Below are 13,986 nucleotides of genomic sequence, written 5' to 3' on the forward strand. Positions count from 1 at the left end.
GATGACTGAGGAACGGTTCAGCCTGAAAGATCACCTGTTCAATCGCGAAAGGGTGCAATATCTGGCTGGGCTGTTCCAGGCCTCGGCGCCTTCATTCGATGCGGCGCTCTTTACCGATCAGGTCATGGCGGATCTTGCCCCGTTAGAGCTGAAACAGCGCATCACCTTGATCGCCGAAGTGTTGGAACGACACCTGCCGCGCGAATTTGATCAGGCCGCCGGCGCGATCACCGCCGCGTTGCCGCCGCCGCTGGACCCAACCAAAACGGATGATGATTTCGGCAGCTTCATCTTTGCGCCCCTTGGCGAATACGTTGTGCGCAATGGGCTAAGCGAACGACATTTCGCCACCTCCATCGCGTTGCTGAAAGAACTGACACAGCGGTTTTCCGTTGAATACGCGATCCGGCATTTTCTGAACGCGTTTCCAGCCGAAACCATGGCGGAACTTGCGCAGTGGGCCCGTGACGATCATTACCACGTGCGCCGATTGGTCAGCGAAGGCACGCGGCCCCAGTTGCCGTGGGGCAAGAAAATATCGCTTTCAGTGATGGCGCCTTTGCCGCTGTTGGATGTGCTGCATGCGGACGGAACACGCTTTGTCACCCGGTCCGTCGCCAATCACCTGAACGATATCGCAAAGACAAATCCTGCGCTGGTGATCGCCACGCTGGAAGGCTGGCACGCGCTAGAGCGTCAGCAACCCGAAGAACTGAACTGGATGACCCGACACGCGCTTCGGACCTTGATCAAACAGGGGGAGCCGAACGCGATGGCGCTTCTTGGATATTCGACAGACCCCGCCGTGGTGGCTGGACCGGTCGAAATGAATGCGCGGTCAGTAAAGATAGGCGAAAGTGTTGAGTTTGAAATCACGCTAAAGGCCACAGAAGACGCGCCCCTGATCGTGGATTTCGTGATCGATCTAGTGAAATCAAACGGAAGCTCTGCGCCCAAGGTTTACAAGCTGAAGCAACTTGAAATGCAGGCCGGGCAAAGCATTACACTGCGCAAACGGCACAAGTTCGTTAAGGGGGCCACGACCTTCACCTATTATCCGGGCGCACATAGCTTGCACATTCAACTGAACGGAAAACGCGTGGCGACCGGTCACTTTGATCTTGTTGACTAAGCGGGCGCGCCGGGCTTGCAGGCTGACACATGGGTTGGTATCTGCGTTCAAATCCCGATTACTTCGCTCGGGAAAAAGGTGAGACAGCAGTGACCGACGCAACTCCGAGGTTGGAAGTTCAACATATCAGCCGCCGCTTTGGTGGCCGGGCAGTTGTGGATGACGTGTCGCTGAAGGTGATGCCGGGGCAGGTGACTTGCCTTCTTGGTCCATCGGGCTGCGGCAAGTCCACGACCCTGCGCATCATCGCGGGCGTGGATATGCAGGACGAAGGCAAAATCTTTGTCGATGGCCAATTGGTTTGCGATACCGTGCACCGCGTCCCGCCAGAGGGGCGTTCGGTTGGCCTGATGTTTCAGGACTTTGCGCTGTTTCCGCACCTGACGGTTGCCGACAACGTGGCCTTTGGGCTGAAAGGCAGCAAAGCAGAAAAGCGCGCCCGCGTTGAAGAGCTTTTGACCCGCGTCGATCTTTTACGTTTCATCGATGAATACCCCCATCAACTGTCAGGTGGGGAACAACAGCGCGTCGCCTTGGCCCGCGCTTTGGCGCCGCGTCCTGGTATCATGTTGATGGATGAGCCGTTCTCGGGCCTTGATGATCGTCTGCGCGATGACATCCGGGACGAAACATTAAGCGTCCTGAAGGAAGAGGGCACCGCGGTTCTGCTGGTAACCCATGAACCCGAAGAGGCGATGCGCATGGCCGATGAAATTGCGCTGATGCGTGACGGGCGGATCGTGCAGCAGGGTGCGCCCTATAACATTTATAACGCCCCTGTGGATCGTGCTGCGGCAGGTTTCTTTTCTGATATCAATGTCATACGCGGCGAAGTTCATGATCTTTTCACCAAAACGCCGTTCGGCCAGTTCATGACGCCCGCCATGCCTGACGGGGCCGAGGTGGATATCATCATCCGCCCTCAGCACCTAAAGATTGAATTCGATCGCAACGGAAATGGCCCCAGCCCAACGCCGGAAAACGGTGTTCCGGCGCGGGCGTATGTTGAGCGCGCGCGCTTTATGGGAAGCGAAAGCCTGATAGAATTCCGCATGGATTTTGATGGCTCCATCCTGAAGGCGACGGTGCCGGGCGTGTTCTTGCCTCAGCCCAATACGCCCATGTGGCTTATGATCCGGCGGGAGCGTTGCTTTGTCTTTCCCGCAAAAGACCCAGCAGTCGCAGGCGCTTAGCTGCCCATCTTGCGCGGCGCGCCGGTGGCCGGATCTGTGCCGGTATAGGGCTTGGCCGCTGTTTTCCAGGCTGCGAAACCACCATCCATATGGGCGATTTTGTCATGCCCGGCTTCAAGGTATTTGGTCGCAACCATTCGTGACCGCATTCCAGAGCCGCAGTGAAAGACAATCGGTCGATCATCGGCAGAGGGCATGAATGCCGCGTCAAACCCCGACATCGGTGCCAGCAAAGCACCATGGATATGTTCGAACATGTATTCCTGCGGGGTTCGGACATCGATCAAAATGATCTTTTTCGCAGCAATTGCGCTGGCCACGTCTTCGACGCTCCAGTGTTCTAGGGTCTTTCCGTTCAGGTCTTCTGTATGCATCTCAGCCGCTCCTCAAAGTGAATCATCACTGTCCGCATCGCTAATGTAGGGGCGGAAAGCTGTGACAAAACAGGCAATGGTGCGGTCAGACGCCGCGCAGGGGCCTTTTTATGCAAGAAATCACATTCTTCTGTGGAATGGGGCTTTGAACTCGGTCTGATAACCCATAAATGTGTTGGACAGATTTAAAAACGGGTACTGCCAGACTTGGTACACCCAAGGGAGAAGACCATGCTTAACAATATCGGCCTTCCCGGCCTGTTGCTTATCGCCGTTGTCGTGCTTGTGCTGTTTGGACGTGGCAAAATTTCGTCTTTGATGGGCGAAGTTGGCAAGGGCATCACCGCCTTCAAGAAAGGCGTGAAAGACGGCACGGAAGAGTTGGAAGACCAAGCCGAGTCCGCACGTGACGTGACGCCCGAAACCGAAAAGGACAAGGCGTAATAACCTTGCCCCGCGCCTAAGGCGGATCGCATATGTTTGATCTTGGCTGGACCGAACTTTTGGTCATCGGCATCGTCGCGTTGATCGTGGTTGGCCCCAAAGACCTTCCCGGCATGTTCCGGACGTTGGGTCGTTTTACCGCGAAAGCAAAAGGTATGGCGCGCGAGTTTCAGCGCGCCATGGATGATGCTGCGGACGAAGCTGGTGTGAAAGATGTCTCGAAGAACCTGAAAGACATCGCAAACCCACGGAAAATGGGTTTGGACGCCGTTAAGGACGCCACTGACGGCCTAACAAAGTGGGATCCGACGACACCGTCCCCGGCCAAAGGCCCGGCAACCGCAGCGCTTAGCGAAGAGCGTGCAGAGGCCGCAAAGAAGATTCAGCAGGCCGCCGCGAAAAAGGCCTCTGATCGCATCGCAGCAGAAGAGGCGGCTAAGGCTGCTGAAGCTGCGGCACCGGCAAAAGCGCCAGCCGCGAAAAAAGCCACAGCCAAGAAACCCGCCGCTAAAAAAGCACCTGCAAAGAAGGCTGCTGCCAAGAAAACAGCCTCAACCCCCCGCGCTTCCAGCAAAACGGCCAGCGCGAAGAGTGACGACGCATGAGCAACGCCGACGAGATCGAAGATTCCAGCGCCCCGCTAATTGAACATCTGGCGGAGCTGCGCACGCGGCTTATTCGCGCTGTTCTGGCTTTCATCGTGGGGATGGTTATTTGCTTTGCCTTCGGTGGCGCGATCTTGGACTTCTTGCTGGTGCCGATCGAAAACACCATGCGTGATCTGGGCAATCCAAACCCGGTCATGCAGTACACCGCGCCGCAGGAATACTTCTTTACCTTGATCCGAATCTCGATGGTTGGTGGTCTTGCGCTGTCGTTCCCGGTGATTGGTTATCAGCTTTGGCGGTTCGTTGCGCCGGGGCTGTATCGTAATGAAAAGAATGCGTTTTTGCCGTTCTTGTTGTCCTCGCCCGCGCTGTTCCTTCTTGGCGCGGCCTTTGCGCATTACGTCGTTGTCCCGCTTGCGATGAACTTCTTCCTTGGCTTCGCGGATCTTCCGTCCTTGGTTGCAGCTTTCGTAACCGGCGAAGGGGCTGGCCCCGCAACTGACAGCGGCATCGACATTGTCTTTAACGGCAAAGTTAACGAAACGCTTGATATCACGTTGAAAATGATCGTGGCCTTTGGGCTGTGCTTTCAGCTTCCGGTCTTGTTGACCCTGATGGGCAAGGCGGGCTTGGCAAGTGCTGCTGGGCTTCGCAACACGCGTAAATATGCCGTTGTCGGTATTCTGGTCGTTGCCGCGTTGGTCACGCCGCCAGATGTAACCACGCAGCTTATCCTATTCGTCGTGGTTTACGGGCTCTATGAAATCTCCATCTTCTTGGTGGCGCGCGTTGAAAAGAAACGCGAAGCCGATTTGCGGGCACAAGGCTTGTGGTTCGACGAAGAAGAAGAGGATGACGAAGCCGTTGCCGATGCGTTTGATCCTGAAGCAGTCGACGACGAAGAGCTGATGAAGGAATTCGACGAAGACGACGAGGAAGGTGAAAACCGCACATGAGCGAGGGCGAAACACTTATTCGTATAGCCGAGGCGTTAGAACGCGTAAGTCCGCCCTTGGCTTCAAGCCCCGATTTTGATGCGGCCGATGGTTTCGTTTGGCACGTGTCGCCAGACCGTCTTGCACCGATTGAAAAGATCAACCGCGTTGATTTGAAGCTGCTGCTGGGCATCAACCGCTCGCGCGATACGTTGCTGGAAAATACCCTGCAATTCGCGCGGGGCCTTCCGGCGAACAACGCCCTTTTGTGGGGGGCGCGTGGCATGGGGAAGTCTTCGCTGGTGAAGGCCATTCACGCCGAGGTTTTGCGCCAAGGTCACGCGCTGAAGATCGTAGAGGTCCAACGCGAAGACCTGCCTTCGATTAGTCGGCTTCTGACACTGCTACGCAACTCTGATGCGCGCTTTTTGCTGTTCTGTGATGACCTGTCGTTCAGCCATGATGATCAGCACTACAAGTCGCTTAAGGCGGTCTTGGACGGCGGGATCGAGGGGCGACCAGAGAATGTGGTGTTCTACGCCACGTCCAATCGGCGCCACCTGATGCCACGCGACATGATTGAGAATGAGCGCTCAAGCGCCATCAACCCGTCCGAAGCGGTTGAGGAAAAAGTATCCCTGTCTGACAGGTTCGGGCTTTGGCTTGGGTTCCATCCCTGCAATCAGGATGAATACCTTGCGATGATCCGCGGGTATTGCGACGAACATGGCGTGGTGATTGATGATGATACGCTACGTGCCGAAGCCATCGAATGGCAGGCAACCCGTGGTGCACGATCAGGTCGGGTTGCTTGGCAGTATTTTGTCGATCTTGCAGGTCGACAAGGCGTTACCCTTTAGGGTGGCAGGCGGGCCCAGCGGCCCGCCCACGTAAACCTATCAGTTAAGATACGGCATTGGGTCAACGCTTTCAAAGCCTTGGCGCACTTCGAAATGCAGGAACGATGGATCGCCCGCCCGCACAGTGGCCACGGTTTCACCGCGTTTCACGGTGTCGCCCTTTTCAACTTTGATGGTGTCGATGTTGGCATACACCGTCAGCAGGTTGTCTTCGTGACGCAAAACCAGAATTGGAATCTGATCCGTATCGCGGGTGATTGCCGCGACGGTTCCTGCCTCGGCTGCTTTCACTGGGGTGCCAGCGGCGGCTGAGATGTCGATCCCGTCATTCTTTTTCTTTTCGTAGCCCCGGATGATGCTTCCATCCACTGGGAAGGCCAGCCTTGAGGATACGGTCTTTTCCTTAACCATCTGCGGAGAGGGGATCGGCGCAGCGGCCACTGGGGTAGGGGCGGCTGCCGCTGTTGTCGTTGTTGCGGTCGCCGGTGCCGGGGCCGCCGCAGCGGCGGGTGGCGTGGTTTCTTCGTCTGGCAGCGGGCTGGCCGCGCTTGGCGGCGTCGGAACGGCCGAGATCGCGCCAGGCAAGGTCGCAACCACGACCTCGGGGGCCGCATCGGCTTTGTCTTCCACTGCGACGGGAATCAAAAGGTACTGCCCTTCGCGGACTGTAAGTTCTGTGCCAAGGCCGTTCCATTCTGACAAGGAGCGAACAGACACATTGTAAAGCCGCGCGATGGAGTAAGCGGTTTCGCCGCGTTCAACCTTGTGGCGGATGGGTTCTGCTGTTGGGGCCTGCCGAACCGGCGCGGGTGTCGCGGTGGTTGTACCAGCGCGTTCGATCGCGCTTCCGGCCAGGGTCGCGATGTCGATGTTACCGGATGGTGCTGGCGTCGGCTGGTCAACGCGTTTGGGCAGCGCAAGGATTTCACCTTTGCGCAGCGTGACATCCATCGGGATACCGTTATAGCGGCTCAGCTCTTCGGTTGTCAGGCCAACCCGGTTGGCAACGTCCGAAACGGTGTCGCCGCGCTTTGCCACGGCAACTTGATAGCTGGGGTAAGAAATAATGCCGCGCGCGTCCGGTTCGGGGCGGGGCGCAGTTTCTTGTAGTGCGGCTTGCGACGTGTTGGCGGCATTGTTGCGCAGGTCGATGTCAAAATCATCGCAGGCGGTAACGGCCAGCGCCGCACAGCCCAGCAATAAGGCTCGCAGGCGCACGGGGCGTAGGGTTGGCATGGCTCACTCCTCAATCGTGGGCCCCTTGTTTGCGGGGCTCTCAACGTAGTTCTTTCTACTCTTGTCCGAGCCCCTCGACCAGAGGCACGAAGCGCACTGGGCGAAGCTCGTCATATTCGAAACCATCTGGGGTTCGGGTGACCTTGATCAGGCTTTGCACCGCATCAGACTGCCCCACCGGCACCACCATGATACCGCCCTCACGCAATTGCGCCAATAGGGGGCCGGGCGGGTCTTCGGCTGCGGCGGTCACGAGGATGCGATCAAACGGTGCTTGTTCGGGCAAACCGCGCGATCCATCGCTTAACATGGCCATGACGTTAGTCAGGCCAAGCCGATCAAAACTGCGCTGTGCTTCTTGGACCAGACGGCGGTGGCGTTCCACCGTGTATACGCGCCGCGCCAGCTGACTTAGGATGGCGGCCTGATAGCCGGAGCCGGTTCCCACCTCTAGCACCTTATCGCGTGGCTGTACGTTCAGGGCCTGCGTCATCAGCCCAACGACGGACGGCTGCGAGATGGTCTGCCCACAGGCAATCGGCAGCGGCATGTCTTCGTAAGCGCGATCGGCAAACAGCCCACCTGGAACGAAATCGCCGCGATCGACCTTTTCCATTGCGGTAAGCACGCGCTTGTCCGTGACGCCCTTAGAGCGCAGCGCAAATAGGAACTGCATTTTGCGTTCGGCGGTGTCGCTCATTCCAAACGCTCTTTCAGTGTGGCGATGGTGTCGTGGGCGGTTAGGTCGGCGCGCATCGGCGTGACAGAGATATATCCGTCCAGACAGTCGTGAACATCCGTTCCCGGCGCGGTGGGAAGGTTCTGAGGCCCGCCCTTGATCCACAGGAATTTCCGCCCCGATGGTGACAGATGCGGTTCCACGCCAAAGAAGCTGTCTTTGCGATAACCTTGTGCGCCAACGCGGATGCCTTGAACTTTCTCTGCCGCGATGGGGGGGAAGTTCACGTTGTAAAACAGCCGGTAGTCTTCGCCATCCCAGATGCCATCATCCAACAACGCGCGAACGGTTTTGGCACCATGCGCGGCGGCGGCTTTGAATTGAAGATCTTCGGCGAAATTTTCGGGGCCCAGATATTGGGAAAGGGCGATGGCGGGAAGACCCTGAAGGGCCGCTTCCATCGCGCCGCCAATGGTGCCGGAATACAGCGTGTTTTCGCCAGCGTTGTTGCCGCGGTTTACGCCAGAAAGCACAAGGTCGGGCTTTGCATCGGGCATCACATCGTAAAGTCCGGCCAGAACGCAATCGGCGGGGGAACCTTCGGCGGCGAACCGGCGTGGGCCCAGCTCGGCGATCATCATCGGGTGCGTATATGAGATTTTGTGGGCAACGCCGGATTGTTCAAATGCAGGCGCAACGGTCCAAACTTCGCCATCGGGTCCGGCAATTTCGGCGGCTATCGCCTCTAGGACCTTAAGGCCCGGTGCGTTGATGCCGTCGTCATTGGTGATGAGAATGCGCATGTTTGCCTGCCCCTGTTGCCCTTGGTCTTCATTAAATCAGGCAATGCAGGGCGGCAAGGCGCGTGGGGCATATTCCCCATGCTCAGGCACAGAGTGAGTCTTTTGAACAATGGTTGCGCGTAGTCGGGCGCGTTTAGGCGCTTAGCTGCGCGACCAATCGCTTGGCTTCGGCGGATGGGTGGGTCAGCGGTTCGCGATCTTCACCGGGATAGAACCGGGCGCGTGTGGCTGTTGGCATCGGGGCAGGGACAAAGGACAGAACGCGTGGCGTCCCGGTCTTTTCCGTTTCCGCGGCCCAGGTTTCGAACAACGCACGCTGTGCTGCCTTGGCCGCCACATAGGGGGCAAGGAATTTCCCGGCGTTGTCGTCATCCACAAAAACAGCGGTGCCGTTCGCGGATGCCGTCAAAAGCGGAGAGATAAACGGGATCAGCAAACCAGGTGCGGTGATGTTGGTTGCCACAACCTTGGCCCAGTCTTTTTCATCCAGATGATCGGCCGGGGTCATTGGTGGCACGTGAATGGCACTGTGCAGCCACAGGTCAAGCTTGCCCCATCGGTCGTGGATCGAACGGCACAGGTGGCGCATTGCGTTTGGGTCGGTCACGTCCATCGGGGCAAGGGTGGCTTGACCACCCTGTGCCTTGATGCGGTCGTCCAACTCTTCCAAGGCGCCGACGGTGCGGGCGACGGCAATCACGTGCCAGCCGTTCGCGGCCAATTCCTCGGCCATGGCAGCACCAAACCCGCGCGACGCGCCAGTTACCAGAGCAAGCTTGTCGGTCATTCGGCTGCTTTCACCTCAAAACCCTTGGCGATCATATCGCTGGGGGCCACCGGATATTCACCCGAGAAGCACGCATCGCAATACTGCGGCGCATCAGGGTTACGCCCTTCGGCTTCGCCAGCGGCCCGATACAGCCCGTCGAGAGAGATGAACTTCAAGCTGTCCACGCCAAGATGCGCGCACATCTCATCCTCGCTCATGTGACTGGCCAACAGCTTTTCACGCTCGGGCGTATCAACGCCATAGAAACAAGGCCATGCCGTGGGCGGGGAGGCGATACGGAAGTGAACCTCGGCAGCACCTGCATCAAGGATCATCTGTTTGATCTTCATCGACGTTGTGCCACGCACAACGCTGTCATCAACCAGAATGACCCGTTTGCCTTTGATCAGCGCACGGTTCACGTTCAGCTTTAGCCGGACGCCCATGTTGCGGATCTGTTCAGTCGGTTCGATGAACGTGCGGCCCATGTATTGGTTGCGGATGATCCCCATCGCATAGGGAATACCGCTTTCCTGACTGAACCCAATCGCCGCTGGCGTGCCGCTGTCTGGGACAGGGCAGACAAGATCGGCGTCAACCGGGTTTTCCTTGGCCAGTTCCACACCAATCTGACGGCGTGTTTCATAAACCGAACGACCGCCAAGAATACTGTCTGGGCGCGAGAAATAGACATGTTCGAAGATGCAGAAACGTGGGCGGGTGCGTTCGAATGGGTGGAAGCTTTCGATGCCACCTTTTTCGGTAATCACCAGCATTTCGCCCGGCTCAACTTCGCGAACGAATTCGGCGCCGATGATATCAAGTGCGCAGGTTTCCGAACTAAGAACCCAGCCATCGCCGATGCGGCCCAGCACCAGCGGGCGCACGCCCAGCGGGTCGCGCACGCCGATCAGTTTGGTGCGGGTCATCGCGACAACCGAAAACGCGCCTTCGACACGGCGCAGCGCGTCTTTCATACGTTCAGGGATGTTCTGCTGAAGCGACCGCGCCATCAGGTGAATGATACATTCACTGTCGGACGAGGATTGGAAGATCGAACCGCGTTCAATCAACTCTTTGCGCAGGGAATCCGCGTTGGTGATGTTGCCGTTATGAGCAATCGCCGCGCCGCCCATCGAAAATTCGCCAAAGAACGGCTGAACATCGCGGATCTGGGTTTGCCCCTTGGACCCGGCGGTAGAGTAGCGCACGTGGCCAATCGAAAGGCTGCCGGGCAGCGTTTCCATTAGGCTGGCTTTGGTAAAGTTATCACGCACATAGCCAAAGCGACGTGCGGAATTGAACCCGATGTCCGGCGAATATGAAACGATGCCGCCTGCCTCTTGTCCGCGATGCTGAAGCGCATGCAAACCAAGAGCCACGAAGTTCGCCGCATCGGTAACACCGATTACGCCGAACACGCCGCATTCTTCCTTCAGTTTATCGTCGTCGAACGGGTTGCTGGGGGGCATCTCGCGCATTTCAGCGGGGCTCCGAATCCGTTGGGGCAGGTTGGCCCCTTCCTTAGAGGGTCAGGCCCGCAGTGTCACGAAAGGATCACAAAACAATCTGTCTTTTGGGCCGGAAAGTTTCCCGGGGTGGGAAGAACGGCCCAATTTTCAGTTACTGCGCCGCGCCACATTCGCCGACAAGTTCACCATAGCGGCTGGTCAACCAACCCAGTGCTTCTTCGGGGTCGCGATCTTCGATCTTGCCAGTAAGGTTAGCGAAAACCGTGGCAGAGCGGCTGTCGTCGACGATCGGGATCGGCTCGCTTGTGATGACTGCATTGTACACAAAGAAGGCCACAGCAACCAACAGAACGCCACGCGCGACGCCAAACAGAAAGCCAAGACCTTGATCCACGCCACCAAGCGCAGATCGCTGAACCAGCGATGAGAACAGCGGTGTGAAGATCGAAACAACAACCAGCGCCAGTGCGAAGACCACCGCGAAGGATGCGAGGATAGAGATTTCGCAGCTATCGGCGATGAAATCACCAATGACCGGGATTTGTTTAATCAAGGGTTCTGCCTTGCCGGCGAACAAAAAGGCCAGAACCGCGGCAGCGACCCAACCAAGGATCGCCATCGTTTCACGCACAACGCCGCGCGAATAGGCCAAGATTGCCGAAAGAACGATAACGACGGCAACAACCGCGTCTATGATGGTGAAACCGTCCATGATCCACTCCTCCGTGGCTCAACCGGCCCCGAATATATCTCCAACAAATTCCGCTAGATCGGCCATCTCTCGCAGCTTCAACCCGGCGTCACCCCCCGGCTTACCGCGCGCGGGAGTAATTGCTTGTGTGAAACCAAGTTTTTGCGCTTCTTTCAACCTGTTTTCGGTCTGACCTACGGGGCGTAACGCACCAGAAAGGCTGATTTCGCCAAAAACCACGGTGTCTGGCGGCAGGGAAACGTCCTCTCGCGCGCTTAGAAGTGCGGCCGCGACGGCAAGGTCGGCGGCAGGCTCGGTAACCTTCATGCCGCCAGCGACGTTCAGGAACACATCAAGCCCGGCAAACGGAATGCCGCACCGGGCCTCTAACACCGCCAGTGTGGTCGACAGTCGACCAGCATCAAGCCCGACAACCGTGCGCCGTGGCGTACCAAGCGGAGAGGGTGCGACGAGCGCTTGAATCTCTGTCAAAACAGGGCGCGTGCCTTCGATGCCAGAGAAAACAGCGGACCCGGCGGCAGGTTTGTTTCGATCTGATAAGAACAGGGCAGAGGGGTTCACCACCTCCGAAAGACCGGCGCCGGTCATCTCAAAAACCCCGATCTCATCGGCGGGGCCAAAACGGTTCTTTACGGCCCGAAGAATCCGGAATTGGTGCCCACGTTCACCTTCGAAATAAAGAACCGTATCGACCATATGTTCGACAACGCGTGGGCCTGCGATTTGCCCTTCCTTGGTGACATGACCCACCAAAATGACGGCTGTGCCGGTTCGTTTGGCAAATGTCACCAATTCATGCGCAGAAGCGCGAACTTGGCTGACCGACCCGGGCGCACTGTCCACATTGTCGGCCCACATCGTCTGAATCGAATCAATAATGGCCAGTTGCGGCCGCTCTGCGTCCAGTGTGGTCAGGATGTCGCGCAGGTTGGTTTCTGTGGCCAACTTAACGGGCGCATCCGTCAACCCCAGCCGCTGCGCGCGCATACGCACCTGTGCGCTTGCTTCCTCGCCCGAGATGTAGACGCAGGATAGGCCTGCCCGCGCAAAAGAGGCCGCAGCCTGAAGCAACAAGGTCGATTTCCCGATGCCGGGATCACCACCAACCAAGATTGCCGAGGCCGGAACAAGCCCGCCGCCCAACACCCGATCCAGTTCCGATAGGCCCGAACTGGTGCGCGGTGGGGGCGCCTCTTTGGTGGATAGGTCAGACAGGGCAAGCGATTTGCCGCGGGTGCCCCCCAAAGATTTTGCTTTTGGCCCCGCGGATAGGGGCGCTTCTTCGGTGATGGTGTTCCACGCACCGCAGCCGTCGCAGCGCCCTGACCACTTTGTGTGAACCGCGCCGCAGCCTGAGCATGTGAAAGAAGATGTTGCTTTTGCCATGGCCAATGTTCTGCCTTGGTTCTCTTTTCAACGCAAGCGGTGCGTTGATAAATCAGCCCACCGATTTGCGTTTGGACAAGATTGAAAAGGCAAGGGACGCCAATATGCAGAACGTGAACAAGTAAAGCCCCCAGGCGGTTTCAATTTTCCCAACACCAATCCCTTTCGCCACAACGATATAGAGCGCAATGAGGAATACGTCGGCCATTGCCAGTTTGCCCAACACACCAATCGCGGGCAGCAACCGAGGAGAGGCAAGGCGGAACTGCACCAAGGCCAGCCCGATTGTTTTCAGATAGGGGGCGAAAAGGGCAAAGATCGTAACGATCAATGCCAGAAAAACGTCTTTTTCCCAAAGGCTTTGCAGGCCAGAAATGACGGAGACTTCGCTCATACCGAACAACGGCAATAGCCCTGCACGAAGCAACGGGGCGAACCAGGCAATGGGAAAAAGGATTAGAAGCGAAAGATTAGCGAAACGTAGAAAGGTGTTCATAATTACTCGTCAGGACCGGGGCGTTTGGTCGGGCATAACCGAACCAAACGCTATGGGCCATCGCTAAGAAATCCTATTCCGCTGTTTTGGCCGCAATTGGCACGATGTTCGCGCCAGTCTCGTTAGCGGGCTTAAGCCCGTAACCGATTGCGGGAAGCAGCTCTGACAGATCGGCCGTTAGGCTTTCCATCTGTTTTTCAATCAGAGCTTCCTCGACCGAGACTTCTTGCATCCAGCGGCGCAATTCATCCGTTGTCTGGCGTGCAAGCCCGATGTTTTCGCCAAGCGCGGTCAGTTCTTCCTGACGTTGCTGCAAGAAAGTGCGGGCGCGATTAACCTTTTCATCCGAGTAGACAGTGGCAAGATCGCGCGACTGAAAACTCATTTGGGCGGCAAGGTCCAACAGCTCTGGCTCAAGCCGACCTAGGTCTGGGTGATTGCGCATATGGGTGATGCGTTCGCGCATGTTGTCAAATTCAGAAGACAAAGCGAAAACACCTTCGCGGTCTGCGGCGTGGCTTGCGCGATAAGCATTGGCGACATCGTCCATACGCACCGCAAAATCACGATGAGAATTTTCCAGCGCCATAACGCGATTGCCGGACGGGATGAAGATGCACAGCGCCAGCATCAGTGCGGTCAACCCTAGCTGGGCGATCATACCGGCATTGGTAAAGACAGTGTCGCCATAACTTGCGCTGAACGACAGCCACGGCAAGACGCCGAAGCCCGCCAACACGCTTGCAATCACCAAGCTGACCGCGGTGATCGCGATGAAAACGAGACAGAATTTCTGAGCAATGCGTTGTAGAGTGAATAGGTTGGTAACAGATGTACTGGTCATAAAAACGCTCCTGTCGCAAAGATTCGCCGATGCAAACATGATA

General features: G+C 57.3%; 16 protein-coding genes. 6 read left to right on the plus strand and 10 right to left on the minus strand.

Going from position 1 to position 13,986, the window contains the following annotated elements:
• The first annotated feature begins 1 nt into the window (after position 1).
• A complete protein-coding gene (locus COL8621_RS05905; RefSeq protein WP_093966344.1) occupies positions 2-1,132 on the plus strand; it encodes a DNA alkylation repair protein in 1,131 nt (376 codons plus the stop codon).
• Positions 1,133-1,221: 89 nt separating this feature from the next.
• Entirely contained in the window at positions 1,222-2,325 is a 1,104-nt protein-coding gene (locus COL8621_RS05910) for an ABC transporter ATP-binding protein (RefSeq protein ID WP_235823753.1), read from the plus strand.
• Here the strand turns inward: COL8621_RS05910 and COL8621_RS05915 are convergent.
• Entirely contained in the window at positions 2,322-2,699 is a 378-nt protein-coding gene (locus COL8621_RS05915; RefSeq protein WP_093966346.1) for a rhodanese-like domain-containing protein, read from the minus strand. The two genes, COL8621_RS05910 and COL8621_RS05915, sit on opposite strands and share 4 nt — an antisense overlap.
• A gap of 231 nt (positions 2,700-2,930) precedes the next feature.
• Here COL8621_RS05915 and COL8621_RS05920 point away from each other — a divergent pair, with 231 nt between their 5' ends.
• Genes COL8621_RS05920 through COL8621_RS05935 form a run of 4 tightly spaced genes read left to right on the plus strand, consistent with a single transcriptional unit; the run spans position 2,931 to position 5,546 of the window.
• Positions 2,931-3,143 carry a twin-arginine translocase TatA/TatE family subunit gene (locus COL8621_RS05920; RefSeq protein ID WP_093966347.1) on the plus strand — a complete coding sequence of 71 codons (213 nt, stop codon included), beginning with the start codon at positions 2,931-2,933 and terminating at the stop codon, positions 3,141-3,143.
• A 32-nt stretch (positions 3,144-3,175) separates the two neighbouring features.
• Positions 3,176-3,748, plus strand: coding sequence for a Sec-independent protein translocase protein TatB (tatB, locus tag COL8621_RS05925; RefSeq protein ID WP_093966348.1), 573 nt, complete (start codon positions 3,176-3,178; stop codon positions 3,746-3,748).
• Positions 3,745-4,707 carry a twin-arginine translocase subunit TatC gene (tatC, locus tag COL8621_RS05930; protein WP_093966349.1) on the plus strand — a complete coding sequence of 321 codons (963 nt, stop codon included), beginning with the start codon at positions 3,745-3,747 and terminating at the stop codon, positions 4,705-4,707. Before tatB ends, tatC begins: the two co-directional genes overlap by 4 nt.
• A complete protein-coding gene (locus COL8621_RS05935) occupies positions 4,704-5,546 on the plus strand; it encodes an ATP-binding protein (protein ID WP_093966350.1) in 843 nt (280 codons plus the stop codon). Before tatC ends, COL8621_RS05935 begins: the two co-directional genes overlap by 4 nt.
• Before the next feature lie 39 nt (positions 5,547-5,585).
• Here the strand turns inward: COL8621_RS05935 and COL8621_RS05940 are convergent, their stop codons facing one another.
• The 9 genes from COL8621_RS05940 to COL8621_RS05980 all read right to left on the minus strand — a co-directional run bounded on the left by COL8621_RS05940 (position 5,586) and on the right by COL8621_RS05980 (position 13,943).
• Entirely contained in the window at positions 5,586-6,782 is a 1,197-nt protein-coding gene (locus COL8621_RS05940; RefSeq protein WP_093966351.1) for a peptidoglycan DD-metalloendopeptidase family protein, read from the minus strand.
• Positions 6,783-6,837: 55 nt separating this feature from the next.
• Entirely contained in the window at positions 6,838-7,482 is a 645-nt protein-coding gene (locus tag COL8621_RS05945) for a protein-L-isoaspartate(D-aspartate) O-methyltransferase (protein ID WP_093966352.1), read from the minus strand.
• Positions 7,479-8,264: a 5'/3'-nucleotidase SurE gene (gene surE / locus COL8621_RS05950; protein ID WP_093966353.1), complete on the minus strand. Its 786-nt coding sequence runs from the start codon at positions 8,262-8,264 to the stop codon at positions 7,479-7,481. The genes COL8621_RS05945 and surE overlap by 4 nt, the downstream gene beginning before the upstream one ends.
• A gap of 133 nt (positions 8,265-8,397) precedes the next feature.
• Positions 8,398-9,051, minus strand: coding sequence for an SDR family NAD(P)-dependent oxidoreductase (locus tag COL8621_RS05955; RefSeq protein WP_093966354.1), 654 nt, complete (start codon positions 9,049-9,051; stop codon positions 8,398-8,400).
• Positions 9,048-10,505, minus strand: coding sequence for an amidophosphoribosyltransferase (gene purF / locus COL8621_RS05960; RefSeq protein WP_093966946.1), 1,458 nt, complete (start codon positions 10,503-10,505; stop codon positions 9,048-9,050). The genes COL8621_RS05955 and purF overlap by 4 nt, the downstream gene beginning before the upstream one ends.
• A gap of 151 nt (positions 10,506-10,656) precedes the next feature.
• Entirely contained in the window at positions 10,657-11,217 is a 561-nt protein-coding gene (locus tag COL8621_RS05965; RefSeq protein WP_093966355.1) for a CvpA family protein, read from the minus strand.
• Between the two features lie 18 nt (positions 11,218-11,235).
• Positions 11,236-12,603: a DNA repair protein RadA gene (radA, locus tag COL8621_RS05970; protein WP_093966356.1), complete on the minus strand. Its 1,368-nt coding sequence runs from the start codon at positions 12,601-12,603 to the stop codon at positions 11,236-11,238.
• 52 nt (positions 12,604-12,655) lie between these two features.
• A complete protein-coding gene (locus COL8621_RS05975) occupies positions 12,656-13,099 on the minus strand; it encodes a paraquat-inducible protein A (protein ID WP_093966357.1) in 444 nt (147 codons plus the stop codon).
• A 73-nt stretch (positions 13,100-13,172) separates the two neighbouring features.
• Complete coding sequence (locus COL8621_RS05980) at positions 13,173-13,943, minus strand: DNA repair protein (protein ID WP_141137840.1); 771 nt, start codon at positions 13,941-13,943, stop codon at positions 13,173-13,175.
• Positions 13,944-13,986: the final 43 nt, after the last annotated feature.

This window comes from Actibacterium lipolyticum, assembly GCF_900184935.1.
GTDB classification, from domain to species: Bacteria; Pseudomonadota; Alphaproteobacteria; order Rhodobacterales; family Rhodobacteraceae; genus Actibacterium_A; species Actibacterium_A lipolyticum.

Bases quoted from the DNA above. Each gene is read 5' to 3' on its own strand.
- COL8621_RS05905 (WP_093966344.1), top strand. From the start codon at position 2: ATGACTGAGGAACGGTTCAGCCTGAAAGATCACCTGTTCAATCGCGAA.
- COL8621_RS05915 (WP_093966346.1), bottom strand. From the start codon at position 2,699: ATGCATACAGAAGACCTGAACGGAAAGACCCTAGAACACTGGAGCGTC.
- COL8621_RS05920 (WP_093966347.1), top strand. From the start codon at position 2,931: ATGCTTAACAATATCGGCCTTCCCGGCCTGTTGCTTATCGCCGTTGTC.
- tatB (WP_093966348.1), top strand. From the start codon at position 3,176: ATGTTTGATCTTGGCTGGACCGAACTTTTGGTCATCGGCATCGTCGCG.
- tatC (WP_093966349.1), top strand. From the start codon at position 3,745: ATGAGCAACGCCGACGAGATCGAAGATTCCAGCGCCCCGCTAATTGAA.
- COL8621_RS05935 (WP_093966350.1), top strand. From the start codon at position 4,704: ATGAGCGAGGGCGAAACACTTATTCGTATAGCCGAGGCGTTAGAACGC.
- COL8621_RS05940 (WP_093966351.1), bottom strand. From the start codon at position 6,782: ATGCCAACCCTACGCCCCGTGCGCCTGCGAGCCTTATTGCTGGGCTGT.
- COL8621_RS05945 (WP_093966352.1), bottom strand. From the start codon at position 7,482: ATGAGCGACACCGCCGAACGCAAAATGCAGTTCCTATTTGCGCTGCGC.
- surE (WP_093966353.1), bottom strand. From the start codon at position 8,264: ATGCGCATTCTCATCACCAATGACGACGGCATCAACGCACCGGGCCTT.
- COL8621_RS05955 (WP_093966354.1), bottom strand. From the start codon at position 9,051: ATGACCGACAAGCTTGCTCTGGTAACTGGCGCGTCGCGCGGGTTTGGT.
- purF (WP_093966946.1), bottom strand. From the start codon at position 10,505: ATGCCCCCCAGCAACCCGTTCGACGACGATAAACTGAAGGAAGAATGC.
- COL8621_RS05965 (WP_093966355.1), bottom strand. From the start codon at position 11,217: ATGGACGGTTTCACCATCATAGACGCGGTTGTTGCCGTCGTTATCGTT.
- radA (WP_093966356.1), bottom strand. From the start codon at position 12,603: ATGGCAAAAGCAACATCTTCTTTCACATGCTCAGGCTGCGGCGCGGTT.
- COL8621_RS05975 (WP_093966357.1), bottom strand. From the start codon at position 13,099: ATGAACACCTTTCTACGTTTCGCTAATCTTTCGCTTCTAATCCTTTTT.
- COL8621_RS05980 (WP_141137840.1), bottom strand. From the start codon at position 13,943: ATGACCAGTACATCTGTTACCAACCTATTCACTCTACAACGCATTGCT.